Origin of the sequence: Burkholderia sp. BCC1208, from assembly GCF_902833095.1 — a bacterium.
Classification (GTDB): domain Bacteria; phylum Pseudomonadota; class Gammaproteobacteria; order Burkholderiales; family Burkholderiaceae; genus Burkholderia.
This window is the reverse complement of record NZ_CADFDY010000006.1, coordinates 411,246-431,709: the sequence shown is the minus strand read 5'-3', so window position 1 is coordinate 431,709 and position 20,464 is coordinate 411,246. Positions and strand designations below refer to the sequence as shown.

The following is a 20,464-nucleotide window of genomic DNA, read 5'->3' as shown; positions in this document are numbered from 1 at the left end:
GAGATTCGACCATGCGATTGATCGACTGGAACATCCAATGGGGTCGGGACGCCGACGGCGTCGTCGATCTTTCCCGCACCGTCGCGGCGATTCGTCAACTCGGCGATTTCGACGTGCTGTGCCTGCAGGAAGTCACGCGCGGCTTCGACGCCCTGCCCGGCCGGCCGGGCCCCGACCAATTCGCCGAACTCGCCGCGCTGCTGCCCGGCTATACGATCGTCGACGCCGTCGGCGCCGACCTGCCGGCCATCCGGCCGGGCGCCCCGCGCCGCCAGTTCGGCAACGCGATCGCGACGCGGCTGCCGCTCGGGCGCGTGCGGCGCCAATCGCTGCCGTGGCCGGCCGACGCCGGCGCACCGTCGATGCCGCGCGTCGCGCTCGACATCGAATTGCAGGCGCCCTTCGGATCGTTACGCGTGGTCACCACGCATCTGGAGTATTACTCGGTGCGCCAGCGGCTTGCGCAGGTCGACGCGCTGCGCGACCGGCATCGCGAGGCCTGCGCGCACGCGGCACACCCGGCTCCCGCCGAAACCGCCGAGGGGCCGTTCAGCGCGACCGGACAACCGCGCGATGCGATCGTCTGCGGCGATTTCAACAGCCCATTCGATAGCGACGCGTACCGGCGCTTCCTGGAGCCGATCGCCGACGCGCCGAGTTTCGTCGACGCGTGGGTCGCACGGCATCCCGGTCGTACGCCGCCGCCGACGGCCGGCGTCTACGATACGGTGCAATGGTCGGAGGGGCCGCTCGCGTGCGATTTCGTGTTCGTGACCGACACGCTGTTGCCGCGCGTCGTCGGCTGCGAGATCGACGGGGACGTACGCGCGTCCGACCACCAGCCGGTGCTGCTCGAACTGGCCTGACCGCGCCGGTTGCGGCACGGGCCGCGCTACGCGTCGAAGCCCGCCAGGTATTCGACCCAGTGCGGCGCCGGCTCCTGCGCAAGCGCGTTCTTCACGATCAGAATCTCGTCCGCGTACTCGCTCGGCGTCAGGCCGCCGCGCATCAACTGGAACCGGCAATACAGCAGGTAGGTGTTGACGACGTCGGTTTCGCAATAGTTGCGGATTTCGTCGATCCGCCCGTCCCGGAACGCCGGCCATACCTGGCTGCCGTCCATCCCGAGCTTGCCCGGAAAGCCGCACAGCTTCGCGAGCGCATCGAGCGGCGCGTTGGCGCGCGCCTGATACATCGCGAGCACGTCCATCAGGTCGGTATGCCGCGAGTGATAGCGCGAGATGTAGTTGTTCCACTTGAATTCGCGGTCGTCCTCGCCGAGATCCCAGTAGCGGGTGGCGGGAATGCCGTGCACGAGCGCGCGGTAATGGAGGACCGGCAGATCGAAACCGCCGCCGTTCCACGACACGAGCTGCGGCGTGTATTTCTCGATCACGCGGTAGAACGACTGGATCAGCGTGGCTTCGTCGTCCTGCGGCGTCCCGAGCGAGCGCACGCGAAAACCGTTGTTGTCGCGGAATACGCACGAGATCGCCGCGATCCGCTGCAGATGGTGCGGCAGGAAATCGCCGCCCGTCTTCTCGCGGCGTGCGGCGAATGCGTGTTCGGCCACCGCGGCATCGTCGAGCGTCGCGGGCAGGTCTTCCAGACGGCGAATGCCGTCGACATCGGGAATCGTCTCGATGTCAAAAACAAGAATCGGAGTCATCGGTTACAGAACGGCGTCCTTGCGCACGCCGTTGGAGGCGAAGAACCGCTTGAGGCGCACCAGCGCTTCCTGCTGGATCTGCCGCACGCGCTCGCGCGTGAGCCCCATCTCGTCGGCGAGCTCCTCGAGCGTCGCCGGTTCGATATGGTTCAGGCCGAAGCGGCGCTCGATCACGTGCCGGTGCTTGTCGGACAGCCGCGACAGCCACGCGCGCGTCAACGTTTCGAGCTCGCGATGCTGCACCTCGGCGTCGGGCGACTGGCTCTGGTCGTCGGGCAGCAGGTCGAGCAGGCTGCTCGCGGGATCGAGGTCGAGCGGCGCGTCGAGCGACGCCGTGTGTTCGTTGAGCGCGAGGATATCGGTGACTTCCTCGGCGGTCTTGCCGGTGAGATAGGCGATGTCGTCGATGCTGGCTTCGCGGCGCTCGGCCGCCTCGCCCGTCGACATCGAATTCTTTTCGAGGTGGCGCTTCGCGCGCAATACCTGGTTCAGTTCGCGGATCACGTGCACGGGCAGGCGCACCGTGCGGGCCTGGTTCATGATCGCCCGCTCGATGCTCTGCCGGATCCACCACGTCGCGTAGGTCGAGAAACGGAAACCGCGCGTCGGGTCGAATTTCTCGATCGCATGCATCAGGCCGAGGTTGCCTTCCTCGATCAGGTCGAGCAGCGGCACGCCGCGGTTCAGGTACCCCTTCGCGATACTGACGACGAGACGCAGGTTGCGCTCGATCATCACCTGGCGCGCCTCGAATTCGCCGGCCTTCGCGAGGCGCGAATAGCGCTGCTCTTCCTCGACGGTCAGCAGCGGCTTCACGCTGATGCGGTTCAGGTAATGCTGGATCGTGTCGGCCGTGAGCTCGGCCTGCAGCAGCGTGCGGAAATCGTCGACGTCGGGCGCCGCTTCCTGGCGGCCTTCGCGCTCGTCGTCGCCACCGTCCGCTTCGCCGTCGCGTGTATCGAGATCACGTTCGTTTTCCGCGGCGTCGTCCTCGTCGTCCGTCGAAGCACCTACTCGCCCCACCGATGCTTGCGTGGCACGACTGATCTTCTCAGACTCGGCTTGCGGCTCGTGGCGCTTCGATTTCGGCATGGTCGTCTCGGTTATTGAGGCGGCAAATACTTCAGCGGATCGACAGGCTTACCCTGCCGGCGAACCTCGAAATGCAGCATCACGCGGTCGGCATCGCTGTTACCCATCTCGGCGATCTTCTGCCCCTTCGTTACCGCGTCCCCCTCTTTTACCATCAAAGCGCGATTGTGTGCATACGCCGTGAGGTAAGTTGCATCGTGTTTGATGATAATGAGGTTGCCGTAGCCACGCAGGCCGTTGCCGGAGTAAACGACGCGGCCGTCCGCGGCCGCCTTCACGGCTTCGCCGGCCGTCCCGCCGATATTGACACCCTTGTTCTTCGCATCGTCGAACCCGTTCAGCACGGGGCCGCGCGCGGGCCATGCGAACGTCACGGGGCCGCTCGGTGCGGCAGCCGTATCGCTCGATCCGGTTGCCGCAGCCGGCGGCGTGGCGGCGAGCGAGGACGACGTGCCCATGGCCGGCGTGGCCGGCCCGCTGCTCAGCGGTGCGGTCGCGACTGCACCGCCGGCGATCGGCGCGGTGGCCGGTACGCCCGCAGCCGGTACGCCCGCGACCGCCGCGCCGCCTGGCGGCGCCACGCGCAGCAACTGGTCGACTTCGATCTGGTTCGGGTTCGTCAGATTGTTCCACGACGCGATGTCGCGATAGTTCTGCCCGTTCTCGAGCGCGATCCGGTACAGCGTGTCGCCCGGCTTCACACGGTAGAAGCCCGGCGGCGGCGGGCCGAGCGGCACCGCGGGCTGCGCGGCGGCGGTCGTGCCGAGCGAGCCGGAGCGGTCGACGACGGGCGCGTTGTCGAGCCGCGTCGCACAGGCGGCCAGTAACGTGGAGAACGCAGCCACACAGATCGCGCGCTGGGCGAGCGTGAGCGGTTCCCTGGATCGGTTGTTTTGCATCGCGCGCAACATACTCATCGGTTTCAAATCACTCCGGATTTTAAAGGGACAAAGAAAACGCGATCAAGCCGGGACTCTCGCCATTGCGCGTGCGCAACGCGCTCGACGAGCGTGAGCACCTGGTGCTGCCCGCTCTGCGCGCCGACCGGCGCGATGAGCCGCCCGCCGATCGCGAGCTGCTCGAGCAGCGCCTGCGGCACGTCGAGCCCCGCCGCCGCGATCACGATCGCGTCGAACGGGGCCGCGGACGGCAGGCCGACACGCCCGTCGCCGTAGTGCAGACGGATGTTCGGCACGCGCAGCGGCCGCAGGTTCAGCTTCGCGCGCTCGTAAAGCGGCTTGATGCGTTCAATCGAATACACGTCGCGTGCCACGTGGCTCAGCACGGCGGCCTGATAGCCGCAACCGGTGCCGATCTCGAGCACGCGCTCGAGCGTGCGGCCGGCCATCGCGAGCTCGATCATGCGCGCGACGACCGACGGCTTTGAAATGGTCTGCTGGTGGCCGATCGGCAACGCCGAATCCTCGTAGGCCTGCGTCGCGAGCCCGGGATCCACGAACATGTGGCGCGGCACCGCGGCCATCGCGTCCAGCACGCGCGCATCGGTGACGCCGTTCGCGCGCAGGCGTTCGACCATCCGCTCGCGCACACGTTCCGACGTGAGCGCGAACGCGCCGGCCGGCACGATGCTCGGCGCAGCCGGCTTCGGCAGCGCAGGCTTCAGCACGGTCGGCTTCGGTGCGGTCGCCGGCTTCGCGGCGGCGATACCCGGCAGCGGCGCCCGCACGGCGGCCGGCTTCACCGCAACCGGTTTCAGCACGGCTGCGGGTTTGTCGGCGGCCTTCGACTTCGTGCCCGCCACCTGGCGTTCACCGGCCCGACCTTCCGACTTGCGTGGCGCTCGCTTGAGATCTTCGAGCGCGAGCGGGAACCGCTTCGCGCGCTCGCCGCTCATGAAGCCCGCCCTCCGGCGCGCGCCCATTCGCGCGTCGCGGGCAGCATCTGCGTATGCGTGAGATCGAGCTGCAGCGGCGTGATCGACACGAAGCCGTTTGCGACGGCGTGGAAATCGGTGCCCTCGCTGGCGTCCAGCGCCTCGCCCGCGGCACCGATCCAGTAAATCGGCTCGCCGCGCGGGTCGGTCTGGCGAATCACCGGCTGCGACGGATGACGCTTGCCGAGGCGCGTGACTTTCCAGCCCTTCTGTTGGTCGTACGGCAGGTTCGGAATATTGACGTTCAGCAGCGGCTGGCCGGGCAGCGGATGTGCGAGGTAGTGCGCGACGATTTCCGCGGCGACGCGCGCGGCATCGGCCAGATGGGCCCAGCCCTTGTCGACCAGCGAGAACGCGATCGCCGGCACACCGAACATGATGCCTTCGGTGGCGGCTGCAACTGTCCCCGAATAGAGCGTGTCTTCGCCCATGTTCTGGCCGTTGTTGATGCCCGACACGACGATATCCGGCCTCGCATCGGCCATCCCCGTCAGCGCGACGTGCACCGAATCGGTCGGCGTGCCGTTCACATAGAAGAAACCCGTACCCGCAGCGCGCTGCACCGACAGCGGCCGCGACAACGTGAGGGAATTCGACGCGCCGCTGCAGTTCTGCTCGGGCGCGATCACCGTAAGCTCGGCCAGCGGCTGCAACGCTTCGCTGAGCGCGGCGAGACCGGGGGCGAGATAGCCGTCGTCGTTGCTGAGTAGGATTCGCATCCGGCGATTGTAACCGAGGAAAGATGGCGCGAGAGCGACAGTCCGGCCACCGCGGACGGGCGGGTTTACGCATGGGCACGCGCTGCGCCGCCGCACTGCGCGGCGGCGTTCCGCGCGCTGGGGAAAACACCGGGCCGCCGGGTTTTCCGCCGGAGAAAATCTTCTCGGGAACATCATCCCGTCATCGGGCCGCCCGGCGCGACGCGCCAGGCCGGGTGCACTCAGATCGCGCCGGCCTCGCGCAGGGCGGCAATCGCCTGCCCGTCGTAGCCGAGGCCGCGCAGCACCTCGTCGGTATGCTCGCCGAGCTCGGGCCCGAGCCAGCGCGTTTCGCCCGGCGTATCCGACAGCTTCGGCGTGATGTTCGGCAGCGGAATGTCGGTGCCGTCGGCCAGCTTGAAACGCTGGATCATCTGGCGCGCGACGAACTGCGGATCGGTGAACATGTCGGCGGCGCTGTAGATGCGCCCGGCCGGCACGTCGGCCGCGTTGAGCACGACGAGCGCCTCGTCGATCGTGCGCGGCGCGAGCCACGCGGCGATCGCGTCGTCGATTTCCTGCGTGCGCGGCACACGCCCGTCGTTTTGCGCGAGCGCGGGATCGTCGGCGAGGTCGTCGCGTTCGATCGCCTTCATCAGCCGCTTGAAGATCGGATCGCTGTTGCCGCCGATCACGATGCTGCCGTCGCGGCATGCATACGTATTCGACGGCACGATGCCCGGCAGCGACGCGCCGGTGCGCTCACGCACCATCCCGTACACGCCGTACTCGGGCACCACGCTTTCCATCATGTTGAAGACGGCTTCATACAGTGCAACGTCGACCACCTGCCCCGCGCCGCCGTTGACCTTGCGGTGATGGAGCGCCATCAGCGCGCCGATCACGCCGTGCAGCGCGGCGATCGAATCGCCGATCGAGATGCCGATGCGCGGCGGCGGCAGATCCGGATAGCCGGTGATGTGGCGCAGCCCGCCCATCGATTCGGCGATCGCGCCGAAGCCGGGCCGGTCGCGGTACGGGCCCGTCTGCCCGTAGCCGGACAGGCGCACCATCACGAGGCCCGGATTGTCGGCCGACAGCACGTCGTAGCCGAGCCCGAGCTTTTCGAGCAGGCCCGGACGGAAGTTCTCGATCACGATGTCGGCCTCGCTCGCGAGCTGCCGCGCGATCGCCTTGCCGGCGTCGGCTTTCAGGTTGAGCGTGACCGATTTCTTGTTGCGCGCCTGGACGGACCACCACAGCGACGTGCCGCCCTGCTCCGGGTGGAGTTTGCGCCACTTGCGCAGTGGGTCGCCGCCGTTCGGATCCTCGATCTTGATCACTTCCGCGCCGAATTCGGCGAACAGCCGCGACGCGAACGGCCCCGCGATCAGCGTTCCGAATTCGAGCACCTTGACGCCCGCGAGCGGGCCCTGGCTGACGCTCATGTGTCTCCCTGACATGAAGGAACGGCGCCGCCCGCGGGCGGCGCCCGGCTTACATCGTGCGGCGGTCGAGCATCGCGCGGGCGATGGTGCCCGCGTCGACGTACTCGAGCTCGCCGCCCACCGGCACGCCGCGCGCGAGGCGCGTGACCGCGAGCCCGCGCGCCTTGAGCGTCTGGCCGAGGTAGTGGGCGGTGGCTTCGCCTTCGTTCGTGAAGTTGGTCGCGAGCACGACTTCCTTGACGACGCCGTCGGACGCGCGCCGCACGAGGCGGTCGAAATGGATTTCCTTCGGGCCGATTCCGTCGAGCGGGCTCAGTCGCCCCATCAGCACGAAATACAGCCCGCGGTAGGTCATCGTCTGCTCGAGCATGATCTGGTCGGCAGGCGTCTCGACGACGCACAGCAGCGTCGGATCGCGCTCCTCGTCGCTGCAGACATCGCAGATCTGCGCTTCGGTGAACGTGTTGCACTTCTCGCAGTGCTGCAGATGCTCGGTCGCGAACAGCAGCGAGCGGCCGAGCCGCTCCGCGCCCTCACGGTCGTGTTGCATCAGGTGAACCGCCATGCGCTGCGCGGATTTCGGCCCGACGCCGGGCAGCACGCGCAACGCTTCGACGAGAGCGGACAAGGCGGACGGCTGTTTCATACGGCGGCAAACGGTGACAAGGACGCCGCGCTCAGAACGGCAGCTTGAAGCCCGGGGGCAGCGGCAGGCCCGACGTCATCCCGCTCATCTTTTCCTGCGACGTTGCTTCGGCCTTGCGCACCGCGTCGTTGAACGCAGCGGCGACGAGATCCTCGAGCATGTCCTTGTCGTCCGCGAGCAGGCTCGGGTCGATCGACACGCGGCGCACTTCGTTGCGGCACGTCATCGTCACCTTGACGAGGCCGGCGCCCGACTGCCCTTCCACTTCGATGAGCGCAAGCTGCTCCTGCATCTTCTTCATGTTTTCCTGCATTTGCTGCGCTTGCTTCATCAGTCCGGCGAGGTTGCCTTTCAACATGGGAATACTCCTTCTTGATCGTGTGAAAACCGGCACGCGGCGCGTGCCGGCCAATGTGTGCGGGGCGTGATTGTGCCTGTCGCGGGGCGGTCAGTTCAATGCAGCGTCGGCGGGGCGCCGTCCGGCGCCGAATCGGCGAGCGGGCGCACCGATCCGTCGACGATGCGCGCACCGAACTCGCGCACGAGCTGCTGGACGAACGGATCGCCGTGAATCTCCTGCTCGGCTTCGCGCTGGCGCGCCGCGCGTGCGGCCGCATCGAGCGCTGCCGCGGTGCGCCGCGCGGGCCCGACCTCGACGCTCACCTCGACCGGCTTGCCGAGCGCATCGGCCAGTGCGGCCTTCAGCTTCGCCACCTGTGCGGCGTCCGCATACTGCGGCACCGGCACGGACAATTTCAATGCGGTCGCATCGACGGCCGTCAGTTCGCTGTTGAACGCGAGCTGGTACGCGACACCCTTCAGCGGCAGCCGCGCGGCCAGCGCCGGCCATTCGCCGTCGAAGCCGATCGGATCGAGCGCGATCGCGGGCGGCAACGGGCGCGAGTCGATCGGCGCGGCCGGACGCGCGTCCGCCGGCTTCGGCGTCACGCGCACGTCGTCGGGACCGCTGTCGAATACCGGCACGAAGCCGTCGTCGGAACCGCCGAACATCTCGTCGGCGCTGAGCGGTACGTAGTCGTCGGGCGGGATGTCTTCCCAAGGCGGCGACGGCTGGCGCGAATCGGCTGCTTGCGGCGCACGGGCAGCGGCACGCGGCGTCGGCACCTGGACGGCCGGACGCGGTGTGGCCAGCTTGTCGGCCGCCGGCTGGGTTGCCGCCGGCTTGGCGGCAGCAGCGCCTGCGCGCCCACGGTCCGACGACACGCGCATCCCCGCATTGCGCAGCACGTCGAGCGCGGCGGCGGCACCGCCTGCGCGCGCCGACCGCGCGGCGGCGGGTTCGGGCGATGCAGCGCGCGGCGCCGGTTCGGCCGCGGGAGCCGGTTCGTCGTTTCGCTGCATGGCGGCAACGGCAGGCGGCTCAGGTTCCTTGTGCGCGGGAGGCGGCATGTCGACTGCGGGCACTGCCTTCGCTTCCGGCTGCGGCGGCTCGATAGCTTGTGCGTGGGCCGCGACCGGTGCCGGTGCCGGTGCTGCCGACTCTGCCGGTGACGGGACGGCAACCGGTTGGGCGGCCGGCCGCTCGGCTTCGTCGCTTGATTGCGCCGGCGCCGAACGTGCGACCGGTGCAGCCGGCGCCGCGGCTTGCGGACGCGCTGCGGCAGCGGGCGCGGCCGATACCGGCTTCGCCGCGGCGGCTGCCGGTGCCGCGGCTGCGCGCGGGGCCGGCACCGTACGCGGCGGCACGGACGGCTGGCCGCCCGGCGCACTGCCGGCGCCAACGGTCGGCTCGAACGCGAGCATCCGCAGCAGCGTCATCGTGAAACCGGCGTATTCGTCCGGCGCCAGGCCGAGCTCGGCGCGCCCGACGGTCGCGATCTGATAGAACAATTGAACCTGTTCGGGGCTCAGCGTCTCCGCGAAACGACGCAGGTCGGCCGCTTCGGGCCATTCGTCGAGCACCGAGCCCGGCGCGAACTGCGCCCATGCGATCCGGTGCAGCAGGCTCGCGAGATCCTGCAGCGCGGTCGAGAACGACAGGCTGCGCAGCGACATCTCGTCGGCGATCGTGAGGATTTCCGGGCCGTTGCCGGCCGCGAGCGCGTCGAGCAAGCGCACCATGTAAGTCTGGTCGAGCGCGCCGAGCATGCCCGACACCGCCGACTCGGTCACCTCGTTCGCCGAATAGGCGATCGCCTGGTCGGTCAGCGACAGCGCGTCGCGCATGCTGCCCTGCGCGGCGCGCGCGAGCAGACGCAGCGCCTGCGGCTCGAACGTGATCCGCTCTTCGCCGAGGATCCGCTCGAGATGCGACACGATGTGCCCGGCCGGCATCTGCTTCAGGTTGAACTGCAGGCAGCGCGACAGCACGGTGACGGGGATTTTCTGCGGATCGGTCGTCGCGAGGATGAACTTGACGTGCGGCGGCGGCTCTTCGAGCGTCTTCAGCATCGCGTTGAACGCGTGGTTCGTCAGCATGTGCACTTCGTCGATCATGTAGACCTTGAAGCGCGCATCGACGGGCGCGTACACCGCGCGCTCGAGCAGCGCGGCCATCTCGTCGACGCCGCGGTTGCTCGCCGCATCCATCTCGACGTAGTCGACGAAACGGCCCTCGTCGATCTCGCGACAGGCGCGACACACGCCGCACGGCTGCGACGTGACGCCGGTTTCACAGTTGAGCGCCTTCGCGAAGATCCGCGACAGCGTCGTCTTGCCGACACCGCGGGTTCCGGTAAACAGATAGGCGTGATGGAGACGCCCGCCGTCGAGCGCGTGCGTGAGCGCCCTGACGACGTGCTCCTGGCCGACGAGCGAAGCGAAATCCTTCGGACGCCACTTGCGTGCGAGAACTTGATAGGTCATCGGGAAATTGTATCAGTAACGCTGCGTCGCGCCGACACGCGAAACGGTGCGGAACACGGGCAAGGCGCAGGTCGAACGGAGTGTGACGCAGAAATAAAAAACGCCCTGCGAACGGGGCGAGAAGGAAGGTGACGAGCCCAACCCTCGGCACTGGCAGAAAACGATTGTGGCTGCTTCGTTCCCGACCTGACCAGGTTCACCGCCCCACCATGCGAGGAGGCCCGTCACGGCATATTCTATCACCGCTTCCGGACGAATGCGACCGTTTGTTCGCATCAATGCGAATATCGCCGGGCAAACCGGCACGTCGTCCACTTGTACACGTCGAATGCGGCCCGCCCCTTGTAATTCGCGGACCGGCCTCCACCTGCGTGGCACGACGGTCGAACGTCGCGTCGTACCCCTACTCGCGTAGCGGCTACTATCGCCGCCCGCAGCAGATAGCAATTTAGGCTAATATGACGCCCGAACGACCCGCGAGCCGCGGCATGCAGCGCTTACGCCCTCTTTCCGGAAGGCGGAGTGACCTGCCGCAGCGGCCGGCAGCCCACGGCGGCCGGTACGCCGCAACGCGCAAGCAGGCAGTCCCCGAACCGTAAGAGGTATTGACCCAATGAGCGAACAGATCAAACACATCAGCGACGCATCGTTCGAACAGGACGTCGTCAAGTCCGACAAGCCCGTACTCGTCGATTTCTGGGCCGAATGGTGCGGCCCGTGCAAGATGATCGCCCCGATCCTCGACGAAGTCGCGAAGGACTACGGCGACAAGCTGCAGATCGCGAAGATCAACGTCGACGACAATCAGGCCACGCCGGCGAAATTCGGCGTGCGCGGCATCCCGACGCTGATCCTGTTCAAGAACGGCGCGGCCGCCGCGCAGAAGGTCGGCGCGCTGTCGAAGTCGCAGCTCACCGCATTCCTGGACAGCCATCTGTAATACCGGCAGTTCCGCGGACGTGTTGTCAGTCGGCAACACGTCCGTCGTCAAGCCGACGATCGCTCGCTCAAGCGCGAATCGGCCTATGCTAGAATTAAAAAACGTCGGCAAGACGCATTAAGTCTCTGAGCGCTTCCGCTCGCCCTCCTCCCTTATTTTCTTTCGTCGCTTCTCCTCCCTGGCGGGTTCCCCGTATGCATTTATCCGAGCTCAAGTCTCTGCACGTGTCCGAACTGATCGAAATGGCCAATGGCCTGGAGATCGAAAACGCGAACCGCCTGCGCAAGCAGGAGTTGATGTTCGCCATTCTTAAAAAGCGCGCCAAGACGGGAGAGACGATCTTCGGCGACGGCACGCTCGAAGTGCTGCCGGACGGCTTCGGCTTCCTGCGCTCGCCGGAAATGTCGTACCTCGCGAGCACCGACGACATCTACATCAGCCCGTCGCAGATCCGGCGCTTCAACCTGCACACCGGCGACACCATCGAAGGTGAAGTCCGTACGCCGAAGGACGGCGAGCGCTACTTCGCGCTGGTGAAGGTCGACAAAGTCAACGGGCAGCCGCCCGAGGCCTCGAAACACAAGATCATGTTCGAGAACCTCACGCCGCTGCATCCGAACAAGCCGCTGTCGCTCGAACGCGAAATGCGCGGCGAGGAAAACGTCACGGGCCGCATCATCGACATGATCGCGCCGATCGGCAAGGGCCAGCGCGGCCTGCTCGTCGCGTCGCCGAAGTCGGGCAAGACCGTGATGCTCCAGCACATCGCGCACGCGATCAAGCAAAACCACCCGGACGTGATCCTGTTCGTGCTGCTGATCGACGAGCGTCCGGAAGAAGTGACCGAAATGCAGCGCTCGGTCGCCGGCGAAGTGATCGCCTCGACGTTCGACGAACCGGCCACGCGCCACGTCCAGGTCGCCGAAATGGTGATCGAGAAGGCCAAGCGCCTCGTCGAAATGAAGCACGACGTCGTGATCCTGCTCGACTCGATCACGCGTCTCGCGCGCGCATACAACACCGTGATCCCGGCGTCGGGCAAGGTGCTGACGGGCGGTGTCGACGCGAACGCGCTGCAACGTCCGAAGCGCTTCTTCGGCGCGGCACGCAACATCGAGGAAGGCGGCTCGCTGACGATCATCGGCACGGCGCTGATCGAAACCGGCAGCCGCATGGACGACGTGATCTACGAAGAGTTCAAGGGCACCGGCAACATGGAAGTGCACCTCGAGCGCCGTCTCGCGGAAAAGCGCGTGTATCCGTCGATCAACCTGAACAAGTCGGGCACGCGTCGCGAGGAAATGCTGATCAAGCCCGAGATCCTTCAGAAAATCTGGGTGCTGCGCAAGTTCATCCACGACATGGACGAAGTCGAGGCCATGGAATTCCTGCTCGACAAGATCCGTCAGACGAAGAGCAACTCCGAGTTCTTCGACCTGATGCGCCGCGGCGGCTGATCGCCCCCGCTCCGCGACACGGCCGCCCGCGCAACCTGCCCGGCGGCCGTTTTTCGATCTCAACCTGAACGTGAACGTACAGGTTGATCTATAATCGCGTCATCGTCCCGCCGAATCTCGCCCACCCGATGCCGAACGATGCCTCCACCCCGTTGTTGACCGTCAGCGACGCCGCGTCGCGGCTCGGCGTCACGCCGCGCACGCTCAAATATTACGAAGAGCGCGGGCTCGTCACGCCGTCGCGCAGCGAAGGCCGCTACCGCCTCTACGACGAAGCCGACCTCGAGCGCTTCGCGCGCATCCTGCGGTTGCGCGCGCTCGGCTTCTCGCTGCACGGCATCACCGAAATGCTGAAGCGCCCGCTGGAAGAAACCGGCGACGGCCGGCGCCGCTATTCGGATGCGTCGCTGCGCGACATCCGCGCGGGCCTGGCCGAGCAGATCGATACGCTCGACCGGCGGATCGCGGCCGTCCAGCGCGAGCTGAAGGAAGCCGTCGCGCTGCGCAAGGAGTTGCAGCACGACATCGACTACGTCGAACGGCGCCTCGCCGGCGAAAACGCCGAGGTCCTGATCGCGCAGCGGCAGGCCGAAGCCGGCACGCGGCGCGCGCGCAAGGATCGCGAATGAACGCGGTGCCGGGCCGGCCGCCGCTGTGGAGCCGCGCGAACCTGCGCGCGGACCTGTTCCCGTGGGCGCTCGCGCTCGTCACCGGCATCGACTACTTCGACAACGCCGCCTTCTCGTTCTTCGCGAGCTACATCGCGGGCGGCATCAACGCGTCGCCCGACGAACTCGTCTGGTCGTCGAGCGCCTACGCGGTCACGGCCGTGCTCGGCATCCTGCAGCAGCAATGGTGGGTCGACCGGCTCGGCCATCGCCGCTACGTCGCGGGCTGCATGCTGATGTTCTCGTTCGGCGCGATCGCGGCGGCGCTGGCCGACACGTCGCTGGAGCTCGCATTCGCGCGCGGCTTTCAGGGCTATTTCATCGGCCCGATGATGGGTGCGTGCCGGATCCTGATCCAGATCAGCTTCAAGCCGCAGGAGCGTCCGCCCGCGACGCGCGCATTCCTCATCATGATCCTGCTCGGCAGCGCGCTCGCGCCGATCGTCGGCGGGCTGCTGGTCGCGCATTCGACGTGGCGCGCACTGTTCGCGTGCACGGCGCCGGCCGGCATCGCGTTCGCGATCCTCGCCTTGCTCACGCTGCCCGATTCGGGCCGCACGCCGGACGACGAACGCGGTTCCGGACATTTCTGGCCGTACGTCGTGTTCGCGCTCGCGCAAGGGGCGCTGCAGATCGTGCTGCAGCAGGTGCATTACCAGCTCTACAGCGGCTCGCCGATGCTGATCCTGCTGACGATCGCGGGGCTCGGCGCGCTCGCGTGGTTCGCGTATCACCAGTGGCATCACCCGACGCCGCTCGTGCGGCTGCATGCGTTTCGCGAGCGGACGTTCCAGATCGGGCTGCTGCTCTACATGTTCTATTACTACGAGACGACGGGCTTCAGTTACCTGACGTCGCGGTTTCTCGAGGGCGGGCTCGGCTATCCGGTCGAGAACGCCGGGCGCCTGGTGGGCACGATGTCGCTGATCTCCGCCACCGCGCTGTTCGCCTACCTGCGCTACGCGAAATTCGTCACGCACAAGAAGTGGTTCGTCGTGCCGGGGTTCGCGATCGCCGTCACGGCCGCGCTGTGGATGACCCGGATGACGCCGCAGGTCGGCGAAGCCGCGCTGATCGTCCCGCTGCTGCTGCGCGGGTTGCTGCTGCTGTTCATCGTGCTGCCGGTCGCGAACCTCACGTTCCGGATTTTCGCGATCGACGAATACACGCACGGCTACCGGCTGAAGAACATCGTGCGGCAACTGACGATCTCGTTCGCGACGTCGTCGGTGATCATCGTCGAGCAGCACCGGCTGGCCGTGCACCAGACACGGCTCGTCGAGCGTGCGAACGTGTTCGATCCGCTGTTCCAGCAGACCGTCGATGCGCTGACGCGCAGCTATGCGGCCGCCGGCCACGCGCTGAACGACGCGCACGGCCTCGCGATCGCGTCGATCGCGCGGATGGTGGCGCAACAGGCGTCGTTCCTCGCGTCGCTCGACGGCTTTTACTTCCTCGCGGGCGTGGCGCTCGTCGGCGGCCTCTTCGCGGCATGGCAAAAACAGATCGATTGAGTTAAAAGACAGGCTTTGGTTTTTCATCCGCGGCCTCCATGCTTTCGAAACTGACCCGCTGGTTCGACGACCGCCGCCGCGACCGCGCGCTGCGCAGCCATCCGATTCCCGACGCGCTGTGGCAGGAAACCGTCGAGCGCCTGCCGTTCCTCGCGACCCTGCCGCCCGACGCGCTCGGCCGGCTGCGCGAGCTGACGAGCCTGTTCGTCGCGAAAAAATCGTTTTCGACCGCGCACGGGCTCGAGCTCACCGACGCGATGATCGTCGCGATCGCCGCGCAGGCCTGCCTGCCCGTGCTGAATCTCGACCTGTCGCTGTACGACGGCTGGGTCGGCGTCGTCGTGTATCCGGGCGAATTCGTGATCCGCAAGACCGTGCAGGACGAGGACGGCGTCGTCCACGAAGTCGAGCAGGATGCGAGCGGCGAGGCATGGGAAGGCGGCCCCGTGATCCTCTCGTGGGAAGACGCGCAAATGACCGACGGCCGGGACGCGTACAACGTCGTGATTCACGAGTTCGCGCACAAGATCGACATGGTCAACGGCGCGGCCGACGGCTATCCGCCCCTTTTTCGCCGCTGGCATGCGCCGCATCTCGACGCACAGGCGTGGGCCGACGTGTTCGAACACGCATACGACCAGTTCTGCGGGCGCGTCGACGCGGTGCCGGACCGCGCGTGGGCGCGCTTCGAGCGGGACTCGCTGATCGATCCCTATGCGGCCGATCATCCGTCGGAATTCTTCGCGGTGTGCAGCGAGGCGCTGTTCGTGCGGCCGAAAGCGTTCGAGTCCGAATTTCCGGAGCTGTACCGGTTGCTCGCGCGCTACTACCGGCAGGATCCGGCCGGCACCGGCGCGCTCGACGCACCATGAAAATTATTCGTCAACCGTCTGATTTTCTGGCATAATCGCCGTTTTTCGACCTTAGGCAAGTGGCTCGCGCCGGGCTTGGCGTCGTCTGGTGATACGCGAATTCGCGCACGCCGGCACGGCAAGCGGCGGGTTGGCTACCGCTCTCACCAAGGAAAGACCATGAAAGAAGGCATCCACCCGAATTACCGCGAAGTCGTCTTCCAAGACATGTCGAACGGCTTCAAGTTCATCACGCGCTCGACGATCCAGACGCGTGAAAACATCGAACTCGACGGCAAGACCTACCCGCTCGCCAAGATCGAAGTGTCGTCGGAATCGCACTCGTTCTACACGGGTCAGCAAAAGATCATGGACACGGCAGGCCGTGTCGAGAAGTTCAAGAACAAGTTCGGCGCACGCGCCAACGGCAAGGCTGCAAAGTAAGCTTTGCACCGATCCGGTGGTTGCAACGCACCGGTACCGCACGAAAGGGCAGCCCAGGCTGCCCTTTTTTGTCTCTGCTCGCCCGGAAGGCGCCGACCGGCGCCCGGGCAACGGCCTGACGCACAACAGCGGGCGCGACTACAATGCCGGATGCTCGAAACCGGCTCGACCGCGCGCAGCCGCGCCGGCCGCCCGCCCATAACAAATCGCTCATCTGCATGAAGCCTGTCGTCCGTCTCACCGCCTCCGCCACGCGTGCGCTGCCGCGCTGGCTGCTGCTCACGCTCTGCTTCGTCTACGCGGCTTTCGGCCTGTTCGGCCGCGACCCGTGGAAAAACGAGGACGCGGCGGGTTTCGGCGTGATGTGGACGATGGCCAAGGGCAGCTGGCACGACTGGCTGCTGCCGAACCTGGTCGGCAAGTTCATCACGACCGACGGGCCGCTCGGCTACTGGCTCGGCGCGCTGTCGATCCGCGGCCTGGGCCCGTGGGTCGACGCGAGCAACGCGTCGCGTGTCGACACCGGCGTGCTGTTCTGCGTCGCGTGCGCGTTCGTCTGGTACGCGGCCTACCTGCTCGGCCGGCGCGCCGAGGTTCAACCGTTCAAATACGCATTCGGCGGCGAACCCGAGCCGCGCGACTATGGCCGCACGCTCGGCGACGGCGCGCTGCTGGTGCTCGTCGCCTGCTTCGGTCTCGCGGAACGCGGGCACGAAACGACGCCGCAGCTGGCGCAGTTCGCGTGGATCGCGATGCTGGTGTACGGGATCGTGCGCGGCATCGACAAGCCGCTGCAAGGCGCACTGTGGTGGGGCCTCGCGATCGGCCTCGTCGCGCTGTCCGGCAACCCGGTGCTGGTCGTCGCGCTGCTCGCGGGCACGGCCGCGCTGTGGCTCGTCACGCCCGAGATGCGCAACCTGCGCCTGCCGCTCGTCGGCGTGCCGCTCGCGGCCGCGATCTTCGCGCTCTGGCCGCTCGCCGCGTTCGTCGCGGCGCCGGACGACGCGGCCTGGTTCTTCAACCAGTGGATCCACGGCAGCCTGATGCGCTTTTCGGGCCCGCCGACGGCCGTGCTCGGCTATGCGGCGAAGAACCTGCCGCTGTTCACGTGGCCCGCGTGGCCGCTCGCGATCTGGGCGTGGTGGAGCTGGGCCGGCATGCGCCGTCGTGCGCACATCGCGATTCCGCTGTCGGTTGCCGTGCCGCTCGTCGCGCTCGTGATCCTGCAAAGCCAGCAGTCGAACCGCATGTACATGCTGCTGCTGCCGCCGCTCGCGGTGCTCGCGACGTTCGCGCTGCCGACCCTCAAGCGCGGCGCGATCAACGCGATCGACTGGTTCGCGGTGCTGAGCTTCACGATCCTCGGCACCTTCGTGTGGCTCGTGTGGCTCGCGTCGCTCACCGGCTTCCCGCATCCGCTCGCGCGCAACCTCGCGCGCCTCGTGCCCGGCTACGAGCCGCATTTCAAGATCCTGTCGTTCATCTGCGCGGTGATCGTCACCGTGTGCTGGTGCTTCCTCGTGCGCTGGCGCGTCTCGCGGCAGCCGAAGGTGCTGTGGCGCAGCGTCGTGCTGTCGAGCGCGGGCACCACGCTGATGTGGGTGCTGCTGATGACGCTGTGGCTGCCGATCGTCAACTACGGCCGGACCTATCGCGATGTCGCGCAACAGATCGCCGTGCACCTGCCGTCCGACTACGAGTGCATCTCGCCGGTGCGGCTCGGCGACGCGCAGATCGCGACTTTCGCGTATTTCGGCGACATGCACTTCGATTTCTCCGGCGACTGCGACGTGATCCTGCGCCAGGACCGTGCCGACTTCGGCGAGCCGAGCGCGATGTCGCAATACGTATGGCGGCTCGTCTGGGAAGGCCGCCGCGTTGCCGACCGCGACGAGCGCTTCCGCCTGTACGAGCGCATCGAACGGCCGAAGACGCCCGTCAAGCGGCGTCCGCCGCGCCGCCAGGCGGCCGATTGACGATGTTCGGCGACGTCCGCCGGATCGTCGGTCTCGCGTGGCCGGTGCTGATCGGCCAGCTCGCGATCATCGCGTTCGGCGTGATCGACACCGCGATGGTCGGCCGCTACTCGGCCGTCGATCTCGCCGCGCTCGGGCTCGGCTCGTCGATCTACGTATCGATCTATATCGGCCTGACCGGCATCCTGTCCGCGCTGCAGCCGATCACCGGGCAACTGTACGGCGCGCGGCGCTATGCCGAGATCGGCGAGGAAGTGCGCCAGGCGCTGTGGCTCGCGCTACTGCTCTCGATTCCCGGCTTCCTGCTGCTGCATTTTCCCGAGCCGCTGCTGCGCGTCGCGCACGCACCCGCCGCGCTGCACGAGCGCACCGTCGACTACCTGCGCATCCTGTCGTACGGGCTGCCCGCCAGCCTCGTATTCCGTATCTACAACGCGCTGACCAACGCGGCCGGCAAGCCGCGGCTCGCGATGATCCTGCAGATCGGCGCCCTGCTGCTCAAGTTTCCGCTGAACGTGTGGTTCATCTTCGGCGGCTTCGGCGTGCCGGCGCTCGGCGGCCCCGGCTGCGGGCTCGCCAGCACGCTGATCAACTGGGCGCTCGCGCTGATCGGCTACGCGCTGCTCGCGAAGCTCGACGTGTTCGCGCCGCTCGCGATCTTCTCGCGCTTCTGCTGGCCCGTGTGGGCGCGCCAGAAGGCGATCCTGAAGCTCGGCGTGCCGATGGGCCTGTCGTACCTGATCGAGGTCACGTCGTACACGTGCATGGCGCTGTTCATCGCGCAGTTCGGCACGACGACTCTCGCCGGCCACCAGATCGCCGGCAACATCGGCGCGGTGCTGTACATGACGCCGCTGTCGATCGGCGTGGCGGCGTCGACGCTGGTCGCGCGCGCGCTCGGCGCCGGACACGCCGAGGAAGCCCGGCTGCTCGGCCGGCACAGCGTGATGTTCGCGTGCGGTATCGCGGCCGCCTACGGCGTGCTCGTGTTCGCGCTGCGCCCGCTGATCGTCGGCGGCTATACGCCGAACCCGGCCGTCGCCGCGGCCGCGATGCCGCTCGTCGCGATCGTCGCGTGCTACCACGTGTTCGATGCGCTGCAGGTCACGTCGGCGTTCGTGCTGCGCGCGTACAAGGTGGCGGTCGTGCCGACCGTGATCTACGCGGTCGCGCTGTGGGGCGTCGGACTCAGCGGCGGCTACGTGCTCGGCTTCGACGTCGGCGGCATCGCGCCCGCATGGCTGACCGGCGCGCGCGGCTTCTGGTTCGCGAACACGGTCAGCCTGATGCTGGCGGGCGCGGGACTCGTGCTGTACCTGCGTCGCATCAGCCGCGCACACGCCACCGCCGCCGCCGCGGCCTGACGCGCGACGCGCTACGCGTCCTCCAGCACGTCGGCCGCGTGATACGACGAGCGCACGAGCGGGCCGGCGACGACTTCCCGGAAACCGAGCGCGAGCGCCTCGTCGCGCCATGCGGCGAACGCGTCCGGGCTCACGTATCGCCGCACCGGCAAATGGTGCGCCGACGGCGCGAGATACTGGCCGAGCGTCAGCACGTCGACCTCGTGCGCGCGCAGGTCGCGCAGCGTGTCGCGCACCTCGTCGTCGCGCTCGCCGAGCCCGAGCATCAATCCCGATTTCGTCACGAGCGTCGGCCGCGCGGCCTTCGCCTGCGCGAGCAGTTCGAGCGAGCCGCGATAGTCGGCGCCCGGCCGCGCCGCCCGGTACAGCGACGGCACCGTCTCGATGTTGTGATTGAACACGTCGGGCCACGCCGACGACAGCGCGTCGAGCGCACGGGCCGCGCGGCCGCGGAAGTCCGGCGTCAGCACCTCGACGCCGATGCCCGGCACGCTCGTGCGCACCGCCGCGATGCACGCGGCGAAATGCGCGGCGCCGCCGTCGCGCAGGTCGTCGCGGTCGACCGACGTGATCACGACGTAGCGCAACCCGAGCGCCGCCGCCGCGTCGGCCAGCCGCGCGGGCTCGTCGGGATCGAGCGGCTCGGGACGGCCGTGCGCGACATCGCAGAACGGGCACCGCCGCGTGCACAGCCCGCCCATGATCATGAAGGTCGCGGTGCGCTGCGCGAAGCACTCGCCGATGTTTGGACACATCGCCTCCTCGCAGACTGAATGCAGCCGATGCTCGCGTAGCACGGCGGCCATGTCGGCCACCGCCGCGCTCATCATCGGCCGTGCGTGCAGCCACGGCGGCTTCGGCAGCGCCGCGCCGGCCGCGGGCTCCACGCGCACCGGAATGCGCGCGAGCTTGTCGCGACTTCTCGCGCCGGGCTGGCCGAGCGCCGTGAGGCTGGGTCGTTCGAGCGCGGCGGCCAT

19 protein-coding genes and 1 other RNA gene are annotated in these 20,464 nt (G+C 67.6%); 9 read left to right on the top strand and 11 right to left on the bottom strand.

Annotated elements, in window-relative coordinates; translation table 11 throughout:
• Positions 1–11: 11 nt before the first annotated feature.
• Positions 12–866, top strand: coding sequence for an endonuclease/exonuclease/phosphatase family protein (locus HWX09_RS17065; RefSeq protein WP_027784588.1), 855 nt, complete (start codon positions 12–14; stop codon positions 864–866).
• Between the two features lie 26 nt (positions 867–892).
• Here HWX09_RS17065 and HWX09_RS17060 read toward each other — a convergent pair whose 3' ends face one another.
• The 10 genes from HWX09_RS17060 to ffs all read right to left on the bottom strand — a co-directional run bounded on the left by HWX09_RS17060 (position 893) and on the right by ffs (position 10,499).
• On the bottom strand, positions 893–1,669 hold the full coding sequence (locus HWX09_RS17060) for a 3'-5' exonuclease (RefSeq protein ID WP_027784589.1): 777 nt from the start codon (positions 1,667–1,669) through the stop codon (positions 893–895).
• Between the two features lie 3 nt (positions 1,670–1,672).
• Positions 1,673–2,761 (bottom strand): RNA polymerase sigma factor RpoS, encoded by a 1,089-nt coding sequence (gene rpoS / locus HWX09_RS17055; protein WP_027784590.1) that lies wholly within the window; start codon positions 2,759–2,761, stop codon positions 1,673–1,675.
• Positions 2,762–2,772: 11 nt separating this feature from the next.
• Entirely contained in the window at positions 2,773–3,678 is a 906-nt protein-coding gene (locus tag HWX09_RS17050) for a peptidoglycan DD-metalloendopeptidase family protein (protein WP_027784591.1), read from the bottom strand.
• Between the two features lie 5 nt (positions 3,679–3,683).
• A complete protein-coding gene (locus tag HWX09_RS17045) occupies positions 3,684–4,616 on the bottom strand; it encodes a protein-L-isoaspartate(D-aspartate) O-methyltransferase (protein ID WP_027784592.1) in 933 nt (310 codons plus the stop codon).
• Positions 4,613–5,374, bottom strand: coding sequence for a 5'/3'-nucleotidase SurE (gene surE / locus HWX09_RS17040; protein ID WP_027784593.1), 762 nt, complete (start codon positions 5,372–5,374; stop codon positions 4,613–4,615). The genes HWX09_RS17045 and surE overlap by 4 nt, the downstream gene beginning before the upstream one ends.
• Before the next feature lie 221 nt (positions 5,375–5,595).
• Positions 5,596–6,801, bottom strand: a complete 1,206-nt coding sequence (locus tag HWX09_RS17035) for a CaiB/BaiF CoA-transferase family protein (protein ID WP_027784594.1) — start codon at positions 6,799–6,801, stop codon at positions 5,596–5,598.
• A gap of 49 nt (positions 6,802–6,850) precedes the next feature.
• Positions 6,851–7,447, bottom strand: coding sequence for a recombination mediator RecR (gene recR, locus HWX09_RS17030; protein WP_027784595.1), 597 nt, complete (start codon positions 7,445–7,447; stop codon positions 6,851–6,853).
• A 31-nt stretch (positions 7,448–7,478) separates the two neighbouring features.
• Positions 7,479–7,805, bottom strand: a complete 327-nt coding sequence (locus HWX09_RS17025; RefSeq protein WP_006482124.1) for a YbaB/EbfC family nucleoid-associated protein — start codon at positions 7,803–7,805, stop codon at positions 7,479–7,481.
• 95 nt (positions 7,806–7,900) lie between these two features.
• Positions 7,901–10,273, bottom strand: a complete 2,373-nt coding sequence (locus tag HWX09_RS17020) for a DNA polymerase III subunit gamma/tau (protein WP_027784596.1) — start codon at positions 10,271–10,273, stop codon at positions 7,901–7,903.
• Positions 10,274–10,400: 127 nt separating this feature from the next.
• Positions 10,401–10,499: signal recognition particle sRNA small type (gene ffs, locus HWX09_RS17015), an RNA gene on the bottom strand.
• Positions 10,500–10,886: 387 nt separating this feature from the next.
• Here ffs and trxA point away from each other — a divergent pair.
• The 8 genes from trxA (at position 10,887) to HWX09_RS16975 (ending at position 19,487) form a co-directional block, all read left to right on the top strand.
• Complete coding sequence (gene trxA / locus HWX09_RS17010) at positions 10,887–11,213, top strand: thioredoxin TrxA (RefSeq protein ID WP_006402348.1); 327 nt, start codon at positions 10,887–10,889, stop codon at positions 11,211–11,213.
• Positions 11,214–11,407: 194 nt separating this feature from the next.
• Positions 11,408–12,670: a transcription termination factor Rho gene (gene rho, locus HWX09_RS17005; protein ID WP_006478662.1), complete on the top strand. Its 1,263-nt coding sequence runs from the start codon at positions 11,408–11,410 to the stop codon at positions 12,668–12,670.
• A 128-nt stretch (positions 12,671–12,798) separates the two neighbouring features.
• The gene (locus HWX09_RS17000) at positions 12,799–13,299 is read left to right on the top strand and encodes a MerR family transcriptional regulator (protein ID WP_027784597.1); all 501 of its coding nucleotides are present in this window, start codon (positions 12,799–12,801) and stop codon (positions 13,297–13,299) included.
• Positions 13,296–14,852 (top strand): MFS transporter, encoded by a 1,557-nt coding sequence (locus HWX09_RS16995; RefSeq protein ID WP_027784598.1) that lies wholly within the window; start codon positions 13,296–13,298, stop codon positions 14,850–14,852. Before HWX09_RS17000 ends, HWX09_RS16995 begins: the two co-directional genes overlap by 4 nt.
• A gap of 38 nt (positions 14,853–14,890) precedes the next feature.
• Entirely contained in the window at positions 14,891–15,724 is an 834-nt protein-coding gene (locus tag HWX09_RS16990) for a M90 family metallopeptidase (protein WP_027784599.1), read from the top strand.
• Positions 15,725–15,883: 159 nt separating this feature from the next.
• Positions 15,884–16,147: a type B 50S ribosomal protein L31 gene (locus HWX09_RS16985; protein ID WP_027784600.1), complete on the top strand. Its 264-nt coding sequence runs from the start codon at positions 15,884–15,886 to the stop codon at positions 16,145–16,147.
• Positions 16,148–16,290: 143 nt separating this feature from the next.
• Positions 16,291–18,123, top strand: coding sequence for a hypothetical protein (locus tag HWX09_RS16980; protein ID WP_027784601.1), 1,833 nt, complete (start codon positions 16,291–16,293; stop codon positions 18,121–18,123).
• 2 nt (positions 18,124–18,125) lie between these two features.
• Positions 18,126–19,487 (top strand): MATE family efflux transporter, encoded by a 1,362-nt coding sequence (locus tag HWX09_RS16975; RefSeq protein WP_027784602.1) that lies wholly within the window; start codon positions 18,126–18,128, stop codon positions 19,485–19,487.
• An 11-nt stretch (positions 19,488–19,498) separates the two neighbouring features.
• Here the strand turns inward: HWX09_RS16975 and lipA are convergent, their stop codons facing one another.
• Complete coding sequence (gene lipA / locus HWX09_RS16970) at positions 19,499–20,464, bottom strand: lipoyl synthase (RefSeq protein ID WP_027784603.1); 966 nt, start codon at positions 20,462–20,464, stop codon at positions 19,499–19,501.